This is a genomic window from Streptomyces sp. 378 (assembly GCF_030124145.1).
In the GTDB taxonomy this organism is placed as follows: Bacteria; Actinomycetota; Actinomycetes; order Streptomycetales; family Streptomycetaceae; genus Streptomyces.
In genome coordinates this window covers 60,505-83,497 of sequence record NZ_JASKMS010000033.1, presented here as the reverse complement: position 1 = coordinate 83,497, position 22,993 = coordinate 60,505, and the positions used below count along the sequence as shown (strand labels likewise).

Annotated in this window: 19 protein-coding genes and 1 tRNA gene; 6 read left to right on the top strand and 14 right to left on the bottom strand. The window is 66.7% G+C overall.

The annotated features are described in order from the left end of the window. Positions 1-44 precede the first annotated feature (44 nt). The 7 genes from QNO09_RS32915 to QNO09_RS32885 all read right to left on the bottom strand — a co-directional run bounded on the left by QNO09_RS32915 (position 45) and on the right by QNO09_RS32885 (position 4,781). Positions 45-2,171 (bottom strand): FtsK/SpoIIIE domain-containing protein, encoded by a 2,127-nt coding sequence (locus tag QNO09_RS32915; protein ID WP_283973889.1) that lies wholly within the window; start codon positions 2,169-2,171, stop codon positions 45-47. Positions 2,172-2,269: 98 nt separating this feature from the next. Further along, positions 2,270-2,587: a hypothetical protein gene (locus tag QNO09_RS32910; RefSeq protein WP_283973888.1), complete on the bottom strand. Its 318-nt coding sequence runs from the start codon at positions 2,585-2,587 to the stop codon at positions 2,270-2,272. Between the two features lie 2 nt (positions 2,588-2,589). Further along, the gene (locus tag QNO09_RS32905) at positions 2,590-2,937 is read right to left on the bottom strand and encodes an RRQRL motif-containing zinc-binding protein (RefSeq protein WP_283973887.1); all 348 of its coding nucleotides are present in this window, start codon (positions 2,935-2,937) and stop codon (positions 2,590-2,592) included. Next, a complete protein-coding gene (locus QNO09_RS32900; protein WP_283973886.1) occupies positions 2,937-3,794 on the bottom strand; it encodes a protein spdB in 858 nt (285 codons plus the stop codon). Before QNO09_RS32900 ends, QNO09_RS32905 begins: the two co-directional genes overlap by 1 nt. Then, entirely contained in the window at positions 3,791-4,069 is a 279-nt protein-coding gene (locus tag QNO09_RS32895; RefSeq protein ID WP_283973885.1) for a DUF6303 family protein, read from the bottom strand. Before QNO09_RS32895 ends, QNO09_RS32900 begins: the two co-directional genes overlap by 4 nt. After that, the gene (locus QNO09_RS32890; protein WP_283973884.1) at positions 4,057-4,515 is read right to left on the bottom strand and encodes a Pycsar system effector family protein; all 459 of its coding nucleotides are present in this window, start codon (positions 4,513-4,515) and stop codon (positions 4,057-4,059) included. Before QNO09_RS32890 ends, QNO09_RS32895 begins: the two co-directional genes overlap by 13 nt. Then, entirely contained in the window at positions 4,512-4,781 is a 270-nt protein-coding gene (locus tag QNO09_RS32885) for a DUF6284 family protein (protein WP_283973883.1), read from the bottom strand. Before QNO09_RS32885 ends, QNO09_RS32890 begins: the two co-directional genes overlap by 4 nt. A 473-nt stretch (positions 4,782-5,254) precedes the next feature. Between QNO09_RS32885 and QNO09_RS32880 the strand changes: the two genes are divergently transcribed. The 3 genes from QNO09_RS32880 to QNO09_RS32870 all read left to right on the top strand — a co-directional run bounded on the left by QNO09_RS32880 (position 5,255) and on the right by QNO09_RS32870 (position 8,504). After that, complete coding sequence (locus tag QNO09_RS32880) at positions 5,255-6,013, top strand: GntR family transcriptional regulator (RefSeq protein WP_030954611.1); 759 nt, start codon at positions 5,255-5,257, stop codon at positions 6,011-6,013. A gap of 40 nt (positions 6,014-6,053) precedes the next feature. Continuing rightward, positions 6,054-6,629 (top strand): GNAT family N-acetyltransferase, encoded by a 576-nt coding sequence (locus tag QNO09_RS32875; RefSeq protein WP_502962375.1) that lies wholly within the window; start codon positions 6,054-6,056, stop codon positions 6,627-6,629. Between the two features lie 297 nt (positions 6,630-6,926). Beyond that, positions 6,927-8,504: a HEPN domain-containing protein gene (locus QNO09_RS32870; protein ID WP_283973881.1), complete on the top strand. Its 1,578-nt coding sequence runs from the start codon at positions 6,927-6,929 to the stop codon at positions 8,502-8,504. A 311-nt stretch (positions 8,505-8,815) separates the two neighbouring features. Here QNO09_RS32870 and QNO09_RS32865 read toward each other — a convergent pair whose 3' ends face one another. The 7 genes from QNO09_RS32865 to QNO09_RS32835 all read right to left on the bottom strand — a co-directional run bounded on the left by QNO09_RS32865 (position 8,816) and on the right by QNO09_RS32835 (position 18,849). Then, complete coding sequence (locus QNO09_RS32865; protein ID WP_283973880.1) at positions 8,816-10,564, bottom strand: phosphorothioated DNA-binding restriction endonuclease family protein; 1,749 nt, start codon at positions 10,562-10,564, stop codon at positions 8,816-8,818. A gap of 238 nt (positions 10,565-10,802) precedes the next feature. After that, positions 10,803-11,573: a DUF6339 family protein gene (locus QNO09_RS32860; protein WP_283973879.1), complete on the bottom strand. Its 771-nt coding sequence runs from the start codon at positions 11,571-11,573 to the stop codon at positions 10,803-10,805. After that, positions 11,570-12,490, bottom strand: a complete 921-nt coding sequence (locus QNO09_RS32855) for a hypothetical protein (protein WP_283973878.1) — start codon at positions 12,488-12,490, stop codon at positions 11,570-11,572. The genes QNO09_RS32860 and QNO09_RS32855 overlap by 4 nt, the downstream gene beginning before the upstream one ends. Next, positions 12,490-14,328: a hypothetical protein gene (locus tag QNO09_RS32850; protein ID WP_283973877.1), complete on the bottom strand. Its 1,839-nt coding sequence runs from the start codon at positions 14,326-14,328 to the stop codon at positions 12,490-12,492. Before QNO09_RS32850 ends, QNO09_RS32855 begins: the two co-directional genes overlap by 1 nt. After that, positions 14,325-15,341 (bottom strand): PD-(D/E)XK motif protein, encoded by a 1,017-nt coding sequence (locus tag QNO09_RS32845; RefSeq protein WP_283973876.1) that lies wholly within the window; start codon positions 15,339-15,341, stop codon positions 14,325-14,327. The genes QNO09_RS32850 and QNO09_RS32845 overlap by 4 nt, the downstream gene beginning before the upstream one ends. Then, complete coding sequence (locus QNO09_RS32840) at positions 15,338-17,920, bottom strand: Z1 domain-containing protein (RefSeq protein ID WP_283973875.1); 2,583 nt, start codon at positions 17,918-17,920, stop codon at positions 15,338-15,340. Before QNO09_RS32840 ends, QNO09_RS32845 begins: the two co-directional genes overlap by 4 nt. Before the next feature lie 428 nt (positions 17,921-18,348). Beyond that, complete coding sequence (locus QNO09_RS32835; RefSeq protein ID WP_283973874.1) at positions 18,349-18,849, bottom strand: hypothetical protein; 501 nt, start codon at positions 18,847-18,849, stop codon at positions 18,349-18,351. Between the two features lie 145 nt (positions 18,850-18,994). Between QNO09_RS32835 and fxsT the strand changes: the two genes are divergently transcribed. The 3 genes from fxsT to QNO09_RS32820 all read left to right on the top strand — a co-directional run bounded on the left by fxsT (position 18,995) and on the right by QNO09_RS32820 (position 22,468). Beyond that, on the top strand, positions 18,995-21,895 hold the full coding sequence (gene fxsT / locus QNO09_RS32830; protein WP_283973907.1) for an FxSxx-COOH system tetratricopeptide repeat protein: 2,901 nt from the start codon (positions 18,995-18,997) through the stop codon (positions 21,893-21,895). Between the two features lie 144 nt (positions 21,896-22,039). After that, positions 22,040-22,130, top strand: a tRNA-OTHER gene (locus QNO09_RS32825). A gap of 158 nt (positions 22,131-22,288) precedes the next feature. Then, positions 22,289-22,468, top strand: a complete 180-nt coding sequence (locus tag QNO09_RS32820; RefSeq protein WP_283973873.1) for a hypothetical protein — start codon at positions 22,289-22,291, stop codon at positions 22,466-22,468. Positions 22,469-22,993: the final 525 nt, after the last annotated feature.

Here is a 22,993-nt window from a genome sequence, read left to right as displayed (position 1 = left end):
GGAGTTCTCCCCGCCTCCCCGGGCCGGACCCTCGTTCCTCCCCGCTACTCGGCGGCGGAAGTGGAACCGTCGGCGTCGCGGTTGGCGAGGGCGCGGGCCACGTCGTCGCGGCGCACGACCATGACCCCGTGGGACTTCTTCGGCTCCTCGCCGTGCTCCTCCAGCAGCCGCTTCAGGCGGACGTTGTTCCACTCGCGGTAGACGGCCGTGTCCAGCGCGTGCAGCCGCTTCAGCACCTCATCCGTGCGCATGCGGGCCGCGTCGCCGATGACGGCGGCCACGTCGGCGAGCGGGTCACGCTCTTCGTCACGGTCGATGGCGTGCAGGGTGGCTACGCCATCGCGCAGCGCCTTGGCCCGGGCGGCGATCTCGGCGGCTGGCTCGTCGTCGATGAAGTGGGTCCGCACGGTGATGGAGGACTGGCCGGCGGGGATGGCGATGCCGTCGGAGGCGACCACGAGGGTGCCCTTGTCCAGGCCCTGACGCAGCAGGTGCGGGGCGGCGCCAGCGTTGACGGCCTTGGCCCCGAGCGCCATCTCAGCCTGCGATTCGGTGCCGACCACGAGGGAGGCGCGGGTGTGGGCGCCCTCGCGGACCAGCTTGGGAAGGTTCTGGTCGGTCGGGTCCTGGGTGCCCTGCCACATCAGCACGTCGACCGCACGACCCTGGTTGTGGATCTCGCGCACCGCCATGAAGTACCGGGAGGTGGCCTTGGCGCCGCCGTAGGGGCGGCCGTCCTCGCCCTTGGCCGGGCACATGAACGCCTTCTGCGCCTCATCCACCAGCACGATCAGCGGCGGGAACACGATGGACGGGTCCTTGCGAACCGCCTCGATCCGCCGGTTCATCTCCTCCACCGCGTCCTCGACCATCTCGGTCGCCTGAATGCAGTGGCTGTCCGAGGGACCCTCGATCAGGACTTTGGCGATGCCGTCGAAGGGTGCCCAGTCGCCGACGCCCTTGAGGTCGGCGATCCAGAACTGCACCGTTCGGTCCAGGGCCAGCCACAGTGCCAGGGCGCGCAGGGCGGCGGTCTTGCCCTGGTTGGACAGGCCCGTGACCAGCAGGTGACGCTGATACACGCTCAGCTCAGCGGCATCGCCGCGCAGGTCTTGGCCCCACGGGGCCCGGCCGGTTTTGTAGTTCGCGGTCAGCGTCTCGTCGGTGACCAGTGGAGAGGGGCCGATCGGCTCGTCCAGCGCCCCAGAGTCGGCGATCCACAGTCGCACCGTCCGTGCGGCCTCCGGGATGGTGATGAACACCTCGTGTTCGTGCCGGGTCAGGTTCTCGGCGAGCTTGCGGCGCTTGCCCTGCACCTCGTTCGTGGCCACCCCGGAAGGCAAGGTCACGTCGACTTCCACGCCGCATCCGGCGATCCGGATCGGCCCGAGCATGGAGGCGCCGGCGTCGCCCATCTCCTTGATGGCTCGCGCCAGGGCGGGCACTCCGAGGTCGCGCAGAGCCTTGACCACGATGGACGGGGTGATCGGCTCTCCCTCGCCGTTGCGGACGTTCGCCGGGAGTGCCCAGTTGGGGGCGGCTTGCTGCTTGCGGCCGACTGACCACAGGGCGAGCAGGGCCAGGAAGGGGCCGATCGTGAGGGCCGGGCCCCAGACGATCTGAACGATCCGGATGAGCAGGGCGATGAAGTCGATGGTCGCCGTGAGCGGGGTGATGACGTCGCCCACGTTGCCGGTACTGATGGCCATGATGACGCCGAGGGCGACCAGGACGCCGATGCTCATGCCTGCGCCGACGGCCACGCCCTTTGCGGCCTCCACCGGGGAGTGCAGCAGGTCCATACGGCGGTGGTGGCGGGCAGCGCGAAAGCGCTGCAACCGCTCCTCCCACTCCTCGGCCGCTTCCAGGTTCCCCGCGGCTTCCGCCGCCCGGATCATCCGCTCATACCGGGACCCGGTGCGGCCGTCCCATGCACGACGGGTCACGATCCGGCCGCCGTTGAGGGTGTAGAGGCTGTGCCGGGCCACCGTCTGCACCGTCGACTTTGTGCGCTCGTGCGTGACGCCGGTCTTGATGGCGCGGCCGGAGCGGACCCACAGCGGCACGGGCCGCGCCGGGGGCGTGTCGGGCACGACCGTGAGCACGGTGGGGGCGGTGTGGGGGGACGGGGGGTCGGTGGGCTTGTGGAGGTGGACGACGTTCTCAGACATGCTGGAAGTTCTCCTGACTGCCCCAATGGGGCGGGAGTGAGGGAGAGCCGGGGTGGCCGGGTCCGTGGAAAGAGCGGCCACCCCGGTGTGATGGCTGGTTAGAACCAGCCGGAAGACTTCTTCTTGGCTTTGTCGCGGGCGGCCTCGGTGATGAGCCGCTGCCGCTCGCTGTGCAGGGCGTTCAGTTCCGCGTTCAGCCGGATCTCGGCAGAGCTGCCGGTGGCGTCCATGCGCTGCTCTTCACGGCCCGCGCTACGGCCCCGGGCCACCTTGTAGGCGCCCCCGGCCAGGGCACGGGCCATCGCCCGGCGCTCACTTCCGTTCAGCGGCCACCACTCACCCCGGCGGACCGCTTCCAGCTTCTTCGTCGTCGCCTGAATCTCGCGGTCCAGACGGCGGATGTCGGCGTTACGCATGGTCAGGCACTCCTCGGAGGGGTGGCGGGGTCGGGGTAGGCGCAGGGCACGCAGGTGCCGAGGGACGGCGGGATGACGTAGCCCGCATCGGTCCGGCAGGCGGGGCAGATGCGGCGGGCGGCGTTGGCCTTGGCCAGTGCTGCCCACCGGCCCGGGGTCATCGGCCGCACGGGCTTGGCCAGGTCGACGCGGTAGAGGTAGGCGACCAGCGGCCCTTTGCGGCGCCGGGAGCGTTCGAGCTGCGCAGCCACGCCCTGGCCGCCGGGCCGAAGTCCACGGGCGCGGAGTTGGCGTCGGGTGGCGTAGCCGTCCGGTGCGAGGTGCCACCGGTAGACCGGCAGCGTGGCCATCAGGCGACGCGCTTCCACGCAGCCCGCAACCGGACCTCGGATGCGGAGTGGCCGGCCGCGCGGAAGCGGGCGGCCATCTCCCGGTACGACAGGGCCGGAACCTCACTGGTACGGATCTCGTCGACCAGCGCGTCAAGCGCTTCATCCGACAGCGCGGGGGCGGCTGTCTCCAGCGCCGGGACCGGCTCCGTTGGGCCCCAGACGGGCAGTTCCCAGTGGGGTGTGACGTCGGGCGTGACGGGGGTCGTCACGCTGGTCAGCGCCCTGCCGGTCTCCTCGCCCTTGCGTGCCGTCTCCAGCGTCGACCACGCCCCGGCAAGGGTCTGCGCGGTCTTCGCCTGGACGCGTGCGACGCGTGCCCCGGCGGCCGTCACGGCCGTCAGTCGCGTCTCCTCGGTGGCCGCTTCTGCCCGCAGCCGGGCGCGGGCCACGGCCGCCTCGTCGCGCGCTTCCTGTTGGATGCCTCGGATTGCGTCCAGCGCGAGCGGGGTGAGCGCCGTGCGCTCCCACAGGCTGTGGACGAGCCACAGGGCCTTGGCGGCGATGGGCAGCCACGCGACGGCCAGCCACGCCCCGGCGGAATGTTCAGCGGTTAGCGCGTGTGCCACGAGGACGCCGGCGGCGAGGATGCCGAAGGACCAGCCGACGGCCGTCACCGTGCGGTTGTGGTCGCCCTGCGCGGCAAGTCGGCGTTCGTAGGCGAGGGTGGCCAGCCATCCGCCGTCGATACCGAGACCGACGACCAGGGCGACCGACCACGGTACGGCTGTGCCCAGCCACATCACGACCACGGCGAGGGTCAGCACCATGGACACGGCCGTCATCGCGACGGCCGGCAGAACAGTCTTCGCGCTCATGCGGTGGCCCCTTCCTGCTCGCGCACGTCCACGGCCGCGATGAGGACGACCGGCGTGCTGTCGTCGTCGGGCTTCTGGCTGTCCTCGACCCAGGACCACTCGGCACCGGGTGCGACCTCGTAGCCGAGGGAAGCCAGTGCTTCCCGGCGCTGCGCTCCGGTGGGCACCGGGCCGGACTCCCACCGGACTGTGGGCCACTCGCTCTCGCCGTACAGGACGACGTACAGGCGCCACGGCCCGCCGTCGCTCGCCATCTGCGCGGTCAGCGTCCCCATGCGGCACCGCCCGCCGTGAGCAGGCCGGCGAGGATGAGCAGGGCCCCGCCGGACAAGGTGAGGTCGACCGCGCGGCGCAGGCAGGTGAACTTGACGACCGCGAGTCGGGACAGCCCGGCGATATCGGCCGCCAGGTCCCGCTCTACGGCGGTGGTGATCTCCTCGGCGGTGAGCGTGGCCCACAGCGGGAAACCGTGTCGGCCGCTCAGGTTCGGGCGGGTCGAGCGCAGCAGCAGACCGGCCGCCGAGACCAGCAGCAGCATCCCGAACCCGCCCGCCACGTAGGCGGGGAGCGTCAAGAGAAGCTCTTGAGCGACCGTCCAGGCGCCGGCGAGCACCGCGCCGACGAACGCCAGCAGCAGACCGGTCTTCGTGTCGGTCCGCGTGATCTCCGCCTTCACCTCAGTGTGCGCGGCGGTCAGGTTCTTCTCCGTCGCGGTGCTCACGCGGCACCCCCGGGCAGGCTCGTACCGGCCGCGCGGTTGACCAGCGCGACCCGCGCGGCGAGCGCCCGGCGGCGGGCCCGGCGGATGCGCCGCTCGTCCAGCTCGGACGGGCTGCGGTCGATCGTGATGATCTGCGCGTCCAGCAGCTCGACGTCCGCCAGGATGACGGGCATCTCCTGCTCGATCGCGTCCAGCTCCGCGTCCGTCGGCTCCATCCAGGGAGCGAACGCGGTAACAGCGTCCTGAACAGTAACGATGTGGTCCATTGGGTCTGGTTCCTCTCACACAGGAACGGCCCGAACAGCGGCTCCGGTGTTCCCGCACCGGGGCCGCGCGCCGTTGAAGTCGGAACATCCGGCTCCCCTCAGCGCTGCTCGTACGAGACGAGCAGCGGAGGCAACCGGCCGCAGCGAAGCGCTGCGGAGGCTGGTCGTGCAGTCGCGTACGGGGTGCACCCGCACGCATCCGTCCACTTGCTGGCAGGGGAGGGACGGCCTCCCCGGCACGCTGTTGAGTTGTCAAGCCACGAGGGCTCACTTCGTACTCACCCCGCCTGAGCTGGGCTTTCCTCCGGGCACCACGCATGTACGGCAGAACCGTACGTGACACCCCGTCCGCCTTGTCTGGAGGAGTGCCTCGGCAAGAGACTGCATGAGTCGCGCTTGGAGAGTCAAGCCCCCTGGTCTAACTTGTACGGAGGAGTCGGAGTAGAGGGGTTGCCTTGGCAGTGCGACGCGGTATGACGAAGGCGCAGGAAATCGCCTATGACCTGCGCGAACAGATCCAGTCCGGCAGGCTGACGGCTGGTGAGGCCCTGCCCAGTGAATCCAAGATGATGAGTCAGTACGGCTATAGCCGCGAGACGATTCGTGCCGGCGTGCGCCTCTTGATTGAGGAAGGCCTAGTCGTCACCGGTCAGGGCCAGGGCAAGTACGTCCGCGAGGACTACCCGCCGGTTGTCTGGAACTGGACGACGTTGGAGAGCCGGAGTCGTCACGCGAACGCGGTTGAAGGGCGGACGGCCGGCGACCAGTGGGCAAGCGTGATCGCGGAGAACGGCAATGCTCCCCGCCAGGACATCACGGTGTCCATCGTGGAACCGCCGCCGCACGTGCGGGAGCGTCTACAACTCCCCGCCGACGGTCTAGCCGTGGCGCGCAAGCGTGTCCGGTACATAGACAACCGGCCCTATGCCCTCGCCGATTCGTACTTTCCTCAGGAACTCGTGGTCGGTACGCCTCTGATGGAGCCCCGGGACGTCTCCGCGCCCGGCGGCATCCTCGCGTCTGTGGGACTCGTGCAAGCCAAGTACGTGGATGAAATCTCGGTCCGTATGCCGACTCACCAGGAAGCGGAGCAACTTGGCCTTCCCGCGGCTACTCCAGTCGCAGAACACACCCGAACGGGCTATGACGCGGACGATCGCCCCCTACGCTGCATGGTCACCATCCTCCCCGGAGACAGGCACAAGATCCTCTATGAAGTCAGCACGGACTGAGTACCTCCGCCCTGCAGCGGCGGAGGACGTACCCGCCCTCTTGACGCTCCGTACAGAGGCGGAAGAGTGGCTACGCAGCAAAGGCACGGACCAGTGGAGCGACCCTGAGACCGGCGAGAAGGCCATCGCGAAGTGGCGCGCCAGCATAGATGAGGGGCGCGCCTGGGTCGTGGTCGACGAGCGTGACGAGGTGCTCGCGACGGTCAGTCGCGGGCCCGTCGATCGTGACTTCTGGAGGGATGCAGACCGCCCTGAGTCAGCCCTGTACCTGTACAAGCTGATCGTCGCGCGGCAAGCATCCGGGCGGCACCTCGGCACACGGGTGATCGATTGGATGTGCCGTCTGGCGGCGCTGGAGGGACGCACGTGGGTGCGCATCGACACGTGGCGCACGAACACGGAGTTGCACACCTACTACGAGCGTCTGGGATTTAAGCACGTGCGCACCGAGGCGCCAGCGCATAGGCGCTCGGGGTGGCTTGCGCAACGGCCGGTGGGCAAGGTCGTCATGCCAGACGACCCGTTGCTGATCTCCGGCGAGGGGGCGCATAGAGACGCGGCCTCGCACATCGAGGTGCCGGTTCAAAGGCGAAAGACGCAGCATGAGCGCCCTTAACTCCCGTTCGCCTGGACCGTAAATAGGTGCCTGGTTCGGGCAGGCAATACGTAGCGCGAAATTCGCTCCACCTCCCCGTCATCCGTCATCTGGATGGCAGGGAGATGCTTCTAGGCTTGCGCGGCCAGGATCTGACCACATTCTTCGATTACGCCGAGATGGCGTCGTGCTTCCCGGTACTGTCAGGTTTCGCGGCACTGGCCATCTAAGGCGAGTAAAGCCTACAATCCGCACTCTTGGAGCTACTGAGGGGGAACCATGCCTTCGGCATTTCAGGTAGTTAATAACGTCTTCAGTGTGGACTTCTTGCGCTATGTGCTTGCACTTGATGCTGACGACTCAGTTGAGTCGGGTTTTGAGAGTGGAGACCCGCAAGTAAGCGAAGCAATATTCCAATTGGCTCTTACTCAACAAACAACTAGCAATGATCGGGACGCATATCTGAACACAATGCAAATTCTCACTAGCCACCCGGAAGGGGCATCTACCACAGTAGTGAATGACATGCGTTTGCGTAACGGTGGAGAAATCCCTGAAACCCCAAGCGTAGAAGGTGACAAATTTCTCGCCGCGCTATTGATTCTAGCGCGTGATATTTGGGCCGCCTATCTGGTGGTACCGCCCTCCTCCATGCTCGCGAACACTTTTTTCGCGGCGGCGCCTGTTGGGCTAATTCAGCACCCTATTCGTGCGGAAATGGGCCTTGCATTCGCCGAAGATCCGGCCCTGTCGAAACTCTTTCCTGACATCCCGCAGGCTGCCTCTTCTACCGATGTGCTGGGCCATATGGCGATGTGGTTTGCGACTGCCGGCTCAAACGGCAGTAAGTCACCTATGGGTGTCCTGTCTGGTCTTCTTTTCGATGCCAGCGTCCGCATGAGGTTTTCCTCCTCAGAGAGGAGCTATGACGCGTATTCGGAAGCCTTGACATCGTGCGTAGGTGATCTGCGTCTCCTGTCTCAGGGGCAGACCGTCCACGTCCCAGCCATTGTGGGATTTAGCGGCATAACCTTTCCTGGTGGAGCGGAACTATCGCTTACCAGCGGAATCATGCGTTCCCCTCGTCCCATCGAAAAGGAACTGCTGCTCGCTTCAGGCGATTCGGTCACAGCCGTTTTTGAGACGACCTTCCCTCTACGGATTATCCGCATCACGCAAAATGACCCAAGTGGACTTTCCGATGCCGAAGCAGAAAAGACGCGTGAATGCGTTCGAATCGCGTATGCGGAGTTCGAGGAAAAGCTCGACAAGGTGCGTCTAAGTCTGCTTCTGAGCTCCGATGGAAAGGACTTCCTCGCCTCGCTTGAGCACTCTAGATTCATTTTCGATCTGACTAGCGTGGGAGGATCTGCCGGGGCGCAGATGGTAGGTAACACTCTTAATTGTAGAAGTCTAGAGAATCGTACTATCAACGAGGTGGAGCGGATGCACGACACCATCTGTTCTAACCATCCAAACTCGCTCAATATTGCAATGCAGAGGGTGCTTCAAGCGGCCTCTGCGCGAGGTGATGATAGTGATGGTCTCATTGATGCCCTTATCGCCTGGGAAAACATGTTCGGTGCATCAACGGAGACTACTTTTCGCGTAACTGCATCGCTCGCCAAGCTGATCGAAAGTGGTGCGGAGCAACGGCGAGAAAAAAGGAAGGAGCTGGCCAAGATTTATGCCAGCCGCAGCAAAATCGTCCACGGTGCAAAAGAAATTCCAAGTCACACAGTGTACGAGCAGCGTCAAGAAGCAATTCTTATTGCTTGTCTAGCTCTCCGTATGCTCTACATGCACCGTACGGACCTGTTGGAGCTAAAATCAGAGGAGCGGGGAATCTGGCTGCTACTGGAAGACGCGCCCCCGCTGAGGGCCCAAGGCCAATAACGTGCTCTGGAATGGTGAGGTTAGACGGCAACCTCTGTCTGCCGCTTCGGCAGACAGATACGCCACCAACCGTCTCCGTTCTCAGCTAGTGGCTACGGCAGGGAGTGCGGTCGACCGAACTCCGGACCGGTCCCGACGCCTGTCCTGGCTGCCGGTGCAGACCCGTGGCTTCAATCTCGCTTCCCCCAGGTGTTCCCCAGGCACCAGCAGCGCACGTAAGGCCGCAGGTCGTAGCAGGTAAACGGGGCCCGCTGAAAAGCTGCTGCGTCGTCGCCTGCTGGCCGTCTGAAGAGGGCAGCAGGCTCGTGCTGTTATTCGTCGTCCCTGCCACATAGTGCGCGGTGGTAGCGGAGGTGTGCTTCGTTGATCTGGTGGGCGGGATGCCGGCGGAGTTGGCCTATGGGGTTGCCGTCGGCGGTCACGCGCACGGTGTCCTCGGTGTCGACGTAGATGGCAAGTGCGTCGAACTGCACGTGGTGATTGGGGCAGAGGACGAGCAGGTTGGATAGCTTGTCCGGGCCGTTGTGGGGGCGACCGAGGCCGCGGATGTGGGCTGCTTCGCTGTAGGTAGTGAAGCGGGTCGACAACTGCAGACCGCAGACCTGGCAGCGGTCGCCGTGCAGTCTCTTCACTGTGGCCGTCAGCTCAGGATCACGGACGATGCGGGAGAGGGTGACCGTGCGCCTTGATGCCGGGCCTGGTTCCATCTCTCGTTCCTCCCCGCCGTCGGGGACTCCGCTTGCGTTCTCGTAGCCGGCCAGTCCCAACCGGTCCATCAGCTCGGAGTGGTCGACATCAGCGAGGTAGGTCTCCCGTAGGACAGCAACTGCCTGAGAGCGCACGAAGGAATCACTCAGCAGGTGCGCGGCTTGCTCGTTCAGCCCGCCCTTGGCGTTGAACCGTTCGAGCGTTGCGATAGAGGGCTCGACGGATGAATCCGACGGGAAGCCTGTGACCTGCCACAGGTGGCTCGTCTTCAAGCGCCAGAACGGGTACTCAGGGGTCACGGAAGACTCGGGAAGGCCGAACTCGGCCAGTAGACCTCCCACTTCGTCGCGGAACTCCCGCCAGGGGGCGAGACGGGCTTTCCCCGCGGCGATCCGAGAGATCCCCCACAGCAGTGACAAGGGCTTGTGCCTGCTCGGGCGGCCGTTCAACCGATGGACTTTGAGGTTCCTCAGCCTGTCCACGAGGGCCGTCGCGGTCAGTTCCTCCTGCTGCTCAGTCGGGCCGAAGGAGACTGTGCCTGCGCTGTCTGGTTGGCGAGGTGCAGGAAACAGCCCTGCCGTTTCGTAGCTGTCCTCGGCCGAGTGAGAACGAGAAGCCGGGTCCCCTTCAGAGCGGACTTTCTGCCGTCGTACATCAGGCAGTGCCGGATGACCGTGCTTCACCCATTGACGCCAGGCACGCGGAGCGAGCTCGAGCGCGTCGCTGGCAGAGAGAGAAGGATTGCCTCGGGCTTCGATCCACGCCCAGTCGACCTGATCGTCTTCTGCGCTCAGGTCCAGGACAACCAGGTCATAGCGATAGTTGGGGAAGGGGCGTCCCTTGGTCTCCTGCTCTATCTGCTCGACCCGCTCGATGACCGCCACGCCACAGAACTCGACGTACCCCTTGGGGGTCTTGTTGCGCGTGACCGCTGCGAACAAAAGCAACGGCACGGCCAGGGCACGCTGCTCGGCGGTAGGTGCCTGGTGCTCTGCGAAGGCTTCCAGCAGCACCGCATTGCCCTGGGTGCTTCCCACGGGGACGGGGTGGTCGACTCGGTGATCGCCGAAGTAGCGCACGCGACCGTTGTCCAGGTCGAACACGTCATGCCACGGAGTCTCAGCCGTGCCGGCCTTCCACGGGCTGGACCGGATCAGAATCGCCGGACGGCGGCGCCCGCCCGGCGCCCTCACTTTGGCGACAGGGTTGATGCCTTTGCTCAACTGGATCTGAGCAAGAGTGCGGGAAGCGGTGACGTGGTGGATGTTCCGGTACCCATCGATGACCGGTGTGGAGGGATCCCGATTCTGCGCGGACCGCAGCACTTCACCGACACGCAGATGGCTTCCCACCAAGAACCTCCCCCATGACGCCACGGCTCTATGTGAAAGATCTTGTCATACCTGGCCAACCTAGTTTTGAAGTACAGCAGTTGGGCTCCTCTTGTGGTGGGCCTGACGAAGGAGGGCACACGGAACGCCGCAGGTCGTCGGTGGTGAACGGAGCCCGCAGTAAGTCTGCCGACAGGGCTCCCTTGAGCAGTTCAGAGGATTGGGCAGTCGATGCGGCAGTGGTTGTTAGCGGGTGGTGTCAGGGGTGAGTGCTGGCGTGTTGCAGGGCTTGGATGGATTGGGTGATGAGGGTGTGGATTCTGTTTTGGATGACGATTTCGTCGAGGGAGGTGAAGGAGGTATAGGGCAGGAGGCGGCGTAGGCGTTTGGTGGTGTCGCGGACGATGGCGCGGCGGGGGACAGACAGGGTGGTGAGGTGGGGGGCGGTCAGTTCGCGGGCGAGGGCGCGGGCGAGGGGTGGTGTGCCGCCGATGGTGCGGCGTTCGAAGATCTGGTTGAGGTCAGACTCGGTGAGTCGGTCGAGCAGGTCGTAGTGGGTGGCGCCGTCCCGGGTCTCGGCGAGGGCATGGGCCTGCCACCACAGGCGGGCGAGGGTGTGACGGACCAGGCCGGTGCCGATCCAGCGTTCGGGGGTGCGGGTACCGAAGCGCCAGGCGGTGACGTCGGGGACGAGGCACGTGGCGAGGTAGGTCCACATGTCGCCTTGGCCAGCCTCGGCGGGGGTGATGTCCATCGTGGTGTGCAGGGCTTTAGCCGCGGCGCGGTCGAAGAGGATCTTATTGTGGTCGCCGGCCGGGGCCGGCTGACCGGCGCGCCGTGCACACTCGCGCAGGGTGTCGGCGAGATGGTCGAGGTGGGCGGGGGTAACGGGGGTGCCGCCGGTGGTGCCGTAGAAGGCCGTGGGGGAGTGGCCAGCGTGGTTCTTGATGTCCTGTGGGTTCAGAGTCGTGTAGTGGGCCAGGAGCGTCGTGGCCTCGGCGGGGGTGATCCGTGGATAGAGCAGGCTCATGGCGTCTCCTGGCGCATTTGATGCTGGCGGCGCAGGGCGCCCTGCAGGGCAGCGGCGAAAACGGAGGGTTCGGCTTCACGCCAGGTAGCCACGGTTTGCAGTGACGCGCCGTGGAACAGATTGGAGACCAATACCGTCAGGCTTTCGGCCAGGCTGCCAGGTTCGTCGGCCGCGTCGGTGACGGCGTCGCGCCAGGCGGGGCGCAGACAGGCTTCCACCAGTTGGCGGGCGATGTCGTCGTACATCGTTTCGAGCAGACGGCGCTGCATCGAGGTGGGGGCTGCTGCCCGGGTGGCGGCGGTGACCAGTTCGGTGTCGGTCCGGTTGAGGTAGAGGCGGATGCCGCCGGTGACGGGGACGGCGGGGTCCTCGGGCAGGCTCAGCGCCCATCGGGCGTTCTCGTCGAAGCCGTGCAGAGGGAAGTGGATCACGGAGATGGGGAAGCGAGAGGCGCTGCCCTCCAGGCGGACTTCTGTGCTCTGTTCGCACAGGATCTCCCCGGCGTGAAAGGGGGTGAAGGGCGGCGCCGCATCGGGGTGGGGGACGTCGTCGGCGAGCACCAGGCGTGTGTGGATCACGAGGGTGCCGCCGAGGTCAGTGCCCGACAGTTTGATCTGCACGGTCAGGGTCGTCGCGTCGACCACGAGGCGGCGGAAGGCTGATCCCGTGTAGTGCGTGGCTGAGGAGTGCCAGTCGACGACTAGGGCGAGCGGGGTGTCGGCGGGCAACCTGCAGTCGGCCAGCGCCCACGGGTGGTCGACGGTGACGTGACGGGAAAGGGCGAGGTCGGCCTGGGGGTCCCAGTCCGGCAGCAGCGCGGGCAGCTCTCGGGTGCCCTCGGTGTCGTCGATCTGCCAGGGTCCGCACGTCAGGACCTGGGGGGCGGGCTGCAGGAAGGGCATGACGTCGTGTGCCATCAGCGGGCGCCTTCCTGCACGAGGTGGGCGCTGACGCGGACTCGCGTGGCAGCGCCCGCGACGGGGCGCACCATCACGACCCAGTCGCGTCGGTCGGCAGCGGTGAGGGTCAGAACGTCGCCCTCGCGCATCTCCGCCGCGTCGGGGCTGCGGAAGCCGACCACCTCCGGGCCGATCGCGCCGGCCGGTGGATCGTTCTCGCTGCCGTGGTCCAGGGCCACTGAAGCCATCGCCAGGACGCGGATGGGTGCGGCGGCCGAGGAGACGGTGATGTCGGTGATGACGTAGAAGGCGCCGTCGATCTCGACGAGTCGGGGCGGGGTGAGGGTGCGCAGTAGACTGCCCGTTCCCCCGCCCCCTGGCCGCCCTGGGGCGGGGGGCGGATGGTCGGCGCCCTGGCCGCTGCCGGTGGGCACCAGGGAAGCGAAGCGGTGGGACAGGGCGCCCAACGGCGGTTGGGGGCCTGCGGCCGACACCCGTTCGGGTTCGGCGAGGGCGTACTCGCGCATGCGGTTGTCGATCGTGCGCAGCGCCGAGCGCACCAGCTTCCTGGCGTCTGGGTCGGGCATGTTCTTGGGCACCCAGGCGTCGTGGGTGGGCGGTTCGGCGGCAGCGAAGGCGTCGTCCACGCCCACCGCGGTGCGGAAGACCGCGCCGTAGGAGACGTCGGTGTCGGGGAGTTGGGGGCCCGGTCGGTAGTGCACCACGAGGCCCGCCTGCCGCATCAGGGCGCAGTGGTGCATGGGCCCCTCGGATGGGGCGGCTACGTCCGTCCAGTGAGGGCGCACCGGTGTCATGAACGCCTCGAGGGCGAAGCGGCCGAGGTCGACGGCGGGATTCCTGCTGCGCACGTGACGCCCGTCGGTGTGGGCGCTTCGATGGGCGCGGATGAACGGTTGCAGCCGGGGGACCCGGTCCGGGTCGGGCAGGTCCAGCGGCCGGCCATCGACGCTGATGCGGCAGCGCATGCGCGGGGCGCCCGGGGCGTTGTTGATCATCACGGGCCACAGTTCCCAGAGCATGGCGGAGCCGAGGAATTGGGCGGCTTCCTCCATCGTGCGGGGGCGCTCGGGTTCGTCAGCCTCCACGGGGGCGCTCGAGCCGAGCCGGGCACCCACGATCACGATGTCGGTGCCCAGTTCGTCGCCAGCGCGTTCCGGCAGGCCCAGGGCGTCGGCGACGGCGTCGGCGTCTTCGTCCAGCAGCGGGTCGGGGATGTTGTCCACGGCGATGCGTCCCCACCAGTGGCGGCCGGTGTAACGGCGCTCGGCGTGGTCGAAGCCCGTTCCCAGCGCGGCGGCGATCAGGCGGGTCTGGACGCGGTCCTGCCACCGGCATCTGGTGCGCACCAGGACGGTGCCGGCCGCGCTGGTGGTGAACAGCACGCCCTTGCCGAATCCGTATGTCCCTCCGCTGTGCGCGCGGCGGTTGGTGCGGCCGATGTCGCGGACCAGTCCCACGAAGTCTGTACTGCCGTGGTACACGCGGTCGCCCCGCAGTGGGCCGCCCAGACCGCCGGTGCCGCGGTCGCTGACGGTCAGCAGCACGGTGTCGGGGTCGTGCAGCACTGCTGCCAGGCCCAGCGACGTGTCGTCGCCGAACACCGGCAACAGGGCATCGATCCAGGGCGCTAGACCGGTCTTGCCCGGTCGGGCGAGCGCTAGATCGAAACCGACCTCCCCGGCGCCCAGGCGGGCGTCCCACGTGTTTTGCGCGGCCTCCCGCACCAGGACCTGCAGGGGATCCAGGTCGGGGCGGCCGAGCTGTTTGCGGATGCCCTCCGCGTCGGAGGCACCCTCAGGGGCGGAAGGCTGGGCCCACCACACGGGAGCATTCATGGCGTCGACCGTCCCTCGAGCCGGGCCACGACCTGTTCGTGGTCGAAGGCGTCGGGCAGTCGGTCAGCCACGTCCAGGGTGTAGTGGACGGCGTCGATGCCGGGCGCCAGGGGGCCGCGCAGGTCGGCCGGTGTCAGGGCGGGGAAGCCGGCATCGACGGCGAGCCCGAGCAGCTGAGGCTGGCCGTAGCGCGCGCCGGCGTACAGATCCGCGTCCGCCGTGCTGTATCCGGCCTTGGCCAACTGCTCGATCACGCCGCGGGAGTCGGCGGCCGCGGCAACCACACGCTCGGCGAGCTCGGGCAGCGACGTGCCGGACGCGTCCTCGACCAGGCGGACCAGGACCAGCGTCAACCGGCCGCCGGGCGGAAGGGCCAGCTGGTCCAGACCGTGGATCTCCACGGTGGAGCCGCCCCGACCCAGCGTCTTGACCTCCACATCCCAGGTGCCGGGCAGGCGGAAGTCGTGGGGCAGCCGGTCGGGCCCGGTCCAGATCTGGGTGGGCCGCAGGAACGCATCGCCGTGCAGGACGTGCTCCAGCACGGTCAACTCTCCGAACAAACCGCGCTGTTCGGAGGTCGCCAGCCGCCCTCCGCGGCCCTGGAACATCTCCCGCCAGGCGTCCAGGGTCTGCCGGCAGGTCTGCGCGGGAGCGCCGCCGTCCTCGGCCAGGCGCTGCAGGACCTCGCTGACCACGTCGTCGAAGAGGTCGCCCAGGTCCGTGCGGTGGCACACCAGGTCCGCGTAGTGCTGCACCCGGCCCTCGACCCGCAGACTGTCCCGCTTGAGCCGCACGTGGGCCGAGCGCAGGTCCTCGTGTACCTCCTCCGGGCGGGCGACGGGCAGCAGCAGATGGCGATCCCCCCGGGCGTCCAGCCCCACCTGCACCTCGCCCGCCGTCACGGCCAGGCCGATCGGCGCCATCGTCATGTGCTCGCCGGCTATCCGCCTCGCCCCCACCACCGGCCAGGTGAACCGCAGCTCGCGCCGCCAGTCGGTGTCCGCGCCGCTCATGCGTCGTCCGCCTCGTCGTCGAGGGCGTTGGCCTGGTCGTCGTACTCCGCGTCATCGACCGCCTGGTGATCGACGCCCACCTGCACGTACCGGTTGGGGACCGTGTCCTTGGAGTTGCCGGGGAAGACGAAGGCGGCGCCGACGACGTGCTCGACGGCCTGAAGCGGCCGACGGGTGTCCCGGTTGGCCTCGTCGGGCGGGGAGTCCTTGGCGATCGGATACAGCAGGAGCAGACCCCGATCCTGGAAGTCCGGGTGGTCGTTGCGCAGCGCCACGAGGCCCGCCTCGGACCGGCGCCGTGCCTCGGCCGCGGGCACGTCCATGTCGACGACCCGGTGCTCCTTCGTCATCAGCGTCTTAATGTCGGCCTTCACACCGCCGCTGTCCTTCAACTTGGACCGGTTGATGGTGCCGACCCGCACCCGCTCGTCGAGCTCCACCACGTGCCGGGCGTCCGCGGCGGGGCCGCCCATGACGGCGACGGTCCAACTGAGCAGGCTCTGCGGCGAACGCCGGTTCTCGGTCTCAATGTAGGCGCGGATCAGACGCGGCTCGAGGTCCGGCGAGTCTTCGTGCACCCGATAGCTATCCAGGAAGTGCAGGACGTGACGCACGTCCACGTCACGCAAAAGCACCTCCCCGGAGCCGCGGTCGTCCAGCGCCGCGCCGTCGCGGAGCGCGTCGCCGACCAGGGTGCGAGCCGCGCGCAGGTTGCCGGCCAGCCACTCCCGCTCGTCCTCGGGGAAGTAACGGGTCTGCACCCGGCGACCGCCGTAGGAGGCGTATGCCGTCCGGGCCCGCCCCATCTTCGCCGTCACGTTCAGCACCGGGTGCGTGCGGATGCGCACCCCCACCTCGCCGGGCGGGATGTCGTCCTCCTCATAACGCCTGATGTCCAGGCGAATTTCGTGCTCGACCGTCGCCAGATGCCGGAAGTACTCCTTGAGCTGCTGCGTCATCCAGATCCGGGGCAGGTCCTCGTAGCCGGGACGGAACCCGAACCAGCGGCCCATCTGCAGCAGCGTGTCGTAGGTGCGGGCCGAACGGACGAAGAAGCTCACCACCAGCCCCTCGAGCGTCAAGCCCCGCGAGAGGGTGTTGCCACCCACCGCAATCGCCACCACCGGCTCGGGCCCGGAGTAGTCCAACCGGTCGCGGCTGCGGTGGTTGTCGAGGACCACATCGGTCTGCGCCACGATGCCGGGTAGGTGCTCGCGCAGTTCGTCGAAGGGGACGAAACGATTGCCGAACTGAGCGGCGGGAACCTTGCGGCTCTCCTCCTCCCACTGCTGGCGCAACCCTCCCACCACATCCTCGTCGTCCTGCTCCAGGGCGCGGACCATGGCCTGGCGCATCCGCTCCAGTGGCTCCCGGTAGGCCTCGTGCACCACCGTCTGCATGCTGGGATGCACGAGCATGGTGGAGTGCTCGTGGTCCCCGCGGCAGCGGCGGGCTGCGGTCGCCAGCCAGAAGTAGTGCACCGCCGCGGTCAGTTCGTCGGTCATGGTCGGGACGAAGCCGGCGGTGTCTGCCCGCCGGCGCGGCCGCAGCCGGTCGACCGTGGCAGTGGGAACGATGCGGATCATGTCGTGGCCGTCGAGATCACTGCCCGTCGCCTCGCCCTCGACCGCCTCCCGGCCGAAGATCTTCTCGGCGCCGAAGTACCCGTCTGGCTGGGGCAGGCTGAGGATGAACGTCTCCGGGTACAGATCACCGGCCGAGGGGTCGATGAGGACGTTGGCGAAGGGGGTGGCGGTGTAGCCCAGGTAGGTCCGCTTGTCGAACAGGTCGAGCAACTGGCGGATCTGCGGATTGATGATGGGGGTGTCCACGCTCGCCTGGTCGGCCTCGTCGTCGATGATCAGCACCGGCAGGTCGGCGAACGTCCCGGCCTTGACCGCAGGCCTGAGCCACTCGATCAACCGCTGCAGCCGTTTGTGGTTTTTCTTCACCACGCACAGGGTCACCCCGGTGCCGCTTTGATGCAGATACGCGGCCGCCTTGGAGTTCTGCTCCTCGAAGTCCGCCTCTGCGGACGTCAGGGTGAACCACCCGTCGTCCTTGCGGGCCAACAGTTGCTCGGCCAACCGCTCCTGGGTCTGCCGGCGCAACCCGTTGTGAATGCCGGACAGCACGATGATCAACCGGTACCCCACGTCGGCCGCCTTCGCGATCACCGCCGTGTAGTTCGTCGTCTTGCCCGACTGCACGTGCCCGACGACCAGGCCCTTCGTCAAGAACGTCGCGTGCGAGGGGTCGTTGGTGTACGCGATGATCTTCGAGGAGGCCTCGTCCAGCACCTCCAGGCGATCCGTGGGCCAGCCGTCCTGTCGCAGGAACTCGGCGTACGGCACCCAATAGGGATCATCCGCCAACGGCCCCGGATACCAGGGCTTCATCCCTGGCGCGGCAAGGATCTTCGGCGGGTAACCCACCCGGACCGATTCCGCACGCCTTTGGAACTCCCGGACGTAGCCCTCGATCTCGTCCGGGTCGAACCGCTTCTGGAACTTGAGCACCGTCTGCTCCAGACCATTGCGCTGAGCCTGAGCTGCAAAGACGTCGAAGAAGTCATCCACGGACCCGACTTTAGGGCAACCTACTGACACGCAGGTGCACTTGGGGCACTCCAGGCACTCGGGGTGTTTCCCGAACAGGACGGCGCCCGGGTCGGTGCGTTCCATGAGCCGTGGCGTCCGTCCGGGCCGAGGACGCATGGACTTGTGACTGCCACACGACTGTCATGGCGACAGAGCTGACTGAGCCGGAGCGGAAGGTCGAGAACCCACCTCATTCACTGCAGTAAGGTCCGCAGACGGCCTGCTGCGCTCGCTCGATGAGTGGACGTTCCCCAGGCGTCCCCCGACAACCTCAACTGCACGCAACACTGCAGGCCGCAGGTGATGGGCGGAGCCCGCTGTAAATCTGCTGCCGAGCCGAGCCAGGGCGACGGGTGCCATGTTCACTCGCGATCACGAGGAACGCCCTCCTCCCGCCTCGTGGTGCGTCAGGAGCGGGGGTTGGGATAGGCGCCGAGGAGGTTGGGTACGCCGCAGGCGGTGGCGAGGAGGTCGGCGTACGCAGCAAGGATGCGACGGGTGTCGTCCAAGGCAGTTCGCAGCTGAGCTGACTGGGGCCAGGCACGCTCATGGTCGCGGCGGGAGCGGTCCGCAGGGCGGCGGCTCTCCCAATCCTCCAACGCAGGGTGCCAGGCGGCTAGGAGCGGGCGTACACCGTAGTTGAGCGTAGCCACCGCCAGGTACCCGAAGTTGTACTCGCCGTTCCGTTTCGGTTCGGCGACTTGCGGCCCGTGACGGCGCAGGATCTCGCGACTGGTGCCGAACAGCGAGTGCAAGCTCGTCAGCGCCTCTCGCAGCAGACCCTCGTCCTCCCGCAGTGGCACCACAGACACTCGGGTGATCAGCTCTACATACAGCTCCCAGGCAGCTCGCCGCTCCGCGTCGTTCGGCTCCCAGCTGCCGGCGATCTCGAGCATCGGCAGCTTCAACCTGACTTCAACGTTCCTTGGCGCCTGGGCCACTTCACTCCCTCTTCCTATCACCGATCTCGGTGTTCTTCGCCTGCTACCAGGCTATACGCGAGATCATGGCTGTCGGTTAACGTGACAATTATCAGAGGATGGGGGGTCAATGGTGACCGACACCGCGCAGCGGTTCTTCGTCAGCTATGCGGGCCCGGACCGTGTCTGGGCGGAGTGGGTGGGCTGGCAGCTCAAGCGGGCGGGGCATGAGGTTGAGCTGGACAGGTGGGACTGGCGCACTGGGGACGACTTCGTCCAGAAGATGAACGTTGCTCTTGTCAGGGCCGACGCGATGGTGGCCCTGTTCTCCAAGAACTACTTCGCCGCCGGACGGTGGACCCAAGAAGAGTGGTCGGCCACCGTGGCCAAGCGGGGGCGGCTCGTTCCGGTGGTGATCGAGCCTCTGGCCGACGACGACATCCCAGCCCTCCTGGCTGGGAGGCTGCGTACGGACCTCCACGGGCTGGACGAATCTGCCGCTACTGCTTCCCTGCTCGAAGCGGTTCATGGACCGGTTCCCCCTGCTGGTCCGGTCGCCTTTCCTGGCGCTGCCTTGGCTGACTCAGATACAGAATCCGACCCACAGCGCCCCCGGCTACCTAGCAGTGTCGGTCTGCCCAAGGTATGGAACGTCCGCCGCCGTAATCCAGACTTCTTCGGTCGCGAGGCTGAAATGATTCAGCTTCGTGCCGGATTGCTCAGCGGACGCCAGGCAGTGGTCCAGGCACTGCACGGCATGGGCGGCATTGGTAAGACCCAGATTGCTTTGGAGTATGCCCACCGCTTCGCCAGCCAGTACGACCTCGTGTGGTGGGTTGATGCCGAACAAGCCGACCAGTTACCCGTCCGCTACACCGAACTCGCCGAACGCCTCGGCATCGCCAAATCCGACGCCGGTACCGAAGCGAATGCACGTGCTCTTCTCCAGTATCTGCGGGCGCGGCACCGATGGCTTCTCATCCTAGACAACGCTGAAAAGCCTGATCAGATCGAGCCTTGGCTCCCAGAGGGGACCGGCCACGTTCTGATCACCTCACGCGACCCAGACTGGCATGGGATTGCTCACCAGAGTGACCTGGGTGTGTTTACCCGCGCCGACTCCCTGGCCTACGTTCAGGCTCGTATCCCGACAATCGCCACGGAACAGGCCGACCTCCTCGCGCAGGACCTCGGCGACCTGCCCCTTGCGCTCGCCCAAGCTGCGGGAGTTTTGCGCAGCGGCATGACCGTGGACCGCTATCGTCAACTCCTGACCACCAACACCGCCCGCCTCCTTCAGGAGAGCGATGTTCGCGACTACCCCGCGCCGCTGGCTGCGACAGTTAACATCGCCGTCACCCGCCTCATGGACGACGGCCACCCCGATGCCACTGCTCTGCTCCGCCTCGGAGCGTTCCTCGGCCCCGAACCCATTCCCACCGCCTGGCTGGAGACAGCCCGCTCCCGACTGACCAGCATTCCCGGTGATCCAGACGACCCGATGTGGCTACGCAGCGCCCTTCAGCCCCTCAGCCGCTTTGGACTGGCCCGCACTGACGTCAACGCCTGCCAAATCCATCGACTGACTCAGGCCATCGTCCGCACGGAGACCAGCTCTGATCTGGCTGTAGCGATTGGCGACGACGTCATTGCCGTCCTCATGGCAGCAAACCCGGGCGACCCACAATCCCCAGCTGAATGGTCGGTGTGGGCATCCCTTACTGCCCACCTCACCATTCCCCACGTTTCCACTGCGGTTATCGACCGACCCGAAATGCGTCCAACGCTTTCCAAGGCTGTCCATTTTCTCCTCAGCAGCGGTCAACCACGCGTCGCCTATGACCTTAGTGCGACGCTGCATCAGGTGTGGATTAACGCATTGGGGCCAGATCACCCTGACGTGCTCACCTGCGCACAGCGTGTGGGACATGCCAGCGCTGACCTTGGCGACTACGCCAAAGCCCGCTCAGTCATTGAGGACCTTGTTGCTCGTCGTCGCCGTATTTTGGGGGAGGACCATCCTGACACCCTTCAATCCGCCAACAACCTTGCCAACACCTTGCATGCCATGGGGGATTACGCGGAGGCTCGGCGGATGCAGGAGGAGGTCCTTGCTCGTCGTCGCCATGTTTTGGGGGAGGACCACCCCGGCACCCTCGAATCCGCCATGAACCTCGCCAACATGTTGGACGATTTGGGAGAGTACGCGGAGGCTCGGGCGATGCAGGACGACGCCCTCGCACGTTGTCGCCGGGTCTTGGGTGAGGACCATCCTGACACCCTCCAATCCGCCAGCAACCTCACCACCACCCTGAGCGCATTGGAGGAGTACGCGGAGGCTCGGCGGATGCAGGAGGACGTTCTCGCTCGTCGTCGCCGTATTTTGGGGGAGGACCACCCCAGCACTCTCACCTCCGCCAACAATCTCGGCAACTCCCTGCGCGAATTGGGGAAATGCGCGGAGGCTCGGGCGATGCAGGAAGATGTCGTTTTTCGTCGTCGTCGTGTTTTGGGGGAGGACCACCCTCACACCCTCGCCTCTGTCAGCAACCTCGCCACCACCTTGAACGCCATGGGGGAGCACGTGGGGGCTCGGCGGATGCAGGAGGACGTTCTCGCTCGTTGCCGTCGTGTTTTGGGGGAGGACCACCCCAACACCCTCTCCTCCGTCAGCAACCTCGCCACCACCTTGAACGCCATGGGGGAGCACGTGGAGGCTCGGCGGATGCAGGAGGACGTTCTCGCTCGTCGTCGCCGTATTTTGGGGGAGGACCACCCCAATACCCTCCTCTCTGCCAGTAACCTCGCCAAAACCCTGCGCGATCTCCGTCGTAACTCGGAGGCCGTTGAGCTCCTGAAGGACGTACATGCTCGCTGCCCTCGCGTCCTCGGCGAGAAGCACCCCGGCACTGCGCGTGTCACCCGGAGTCTCGCTGCTGCGCTGACGGCGATGGGCAGGACATATGAGGCCCAACAACTGACGGGCCGAAAGCTCGGCAAAAGCAGGCGCCGTTTCGGCCGCAAGCGGCGGTGACCTCGCGGGTGCCGGCGCTTACCGTGTGCAATGCAAGACCGCGCTCACACTGTGACCAGTTGCTAGAGCAGATACGACACGAAAGCGGATGTTCCCTGATGGTCTCAGCTCTCTGTGGGGCAGGCCTGGGGCAATGCACTCTGTGGCAGTTCAATCTGCTGGTCATGAGCAGGGGCGCGCGCAGACTGTAAATCTGCCGGCTCAGCCTTCCCAGGTTCGAATCCTGGCGCCGCCACACTGGGGAAGACCCCCTCCGATCAGGTCGTTGACCTGCTCAGAGGGGGTTTTTCGTTATGTCGAAGTCTGCCGGGCGTGGAGCGCGGCTATCGGCCGGACGGCATGCGCGCGTCAGATGGGCTGCCGCCTCTCGAAAGGGCATCCTCCTGACGCGATGTGAATGAAGTCGACTCCAACCACGCCGAGTGCGAGGGCAACCTCTACATCGACCCGCACCCGAGCCAGGAGCACGTCGACTCCGACAGCACCGCCACGACCTGGAAGGTCGGCGTCGCGCGGCGGCTGTGGAAGGCCGAGGGCGACCTCGAGACGGGGAACGGGAGACGACGTCCATGACCGCCCAGCTCAAGCGCGCGGCCAAGGCCACCACCAACGTCTCGCCGGAGCCGGTCACCAAGGGCAAGCGGGGGTCTTTCGCCTTCGCCGCGGGGCGTCAAATGCCCTGGTGTCCCGGAGGAACGGCTGGGCGCAACAGCGGACACAGATATCCACGGTGTTGAGTGCGGCTCGCGGAGGGACAGCACCGCCGACACCGCCCGGGCCGGGGCCGTGACGATGTGGCGGCCGAAGCCGTCGATTCCGTCAACCGGCAGCGCGCCCAGACTGATTGACCGCCTGTGCGGCTGCGGGCCTCGTCGCCGAGAACATCGCCGCCAACCCCGGAACACCCGCGTCCGCCGTCCGCACCTGGGCGACATTCCCCAGCGACGGACCACATCCGGACCCGCCGTCACCCACGCGGGGGCCGGCGTCGCGAAGCCTGCGCCGTCGGTCCATTCCGCAAGGGAAAGGAGGCAGGAGCAGCAAAAGAAAGGGCAAGGAGCCACCTGCTCCTCGCCACTTTCAACCTATAGCGCACGG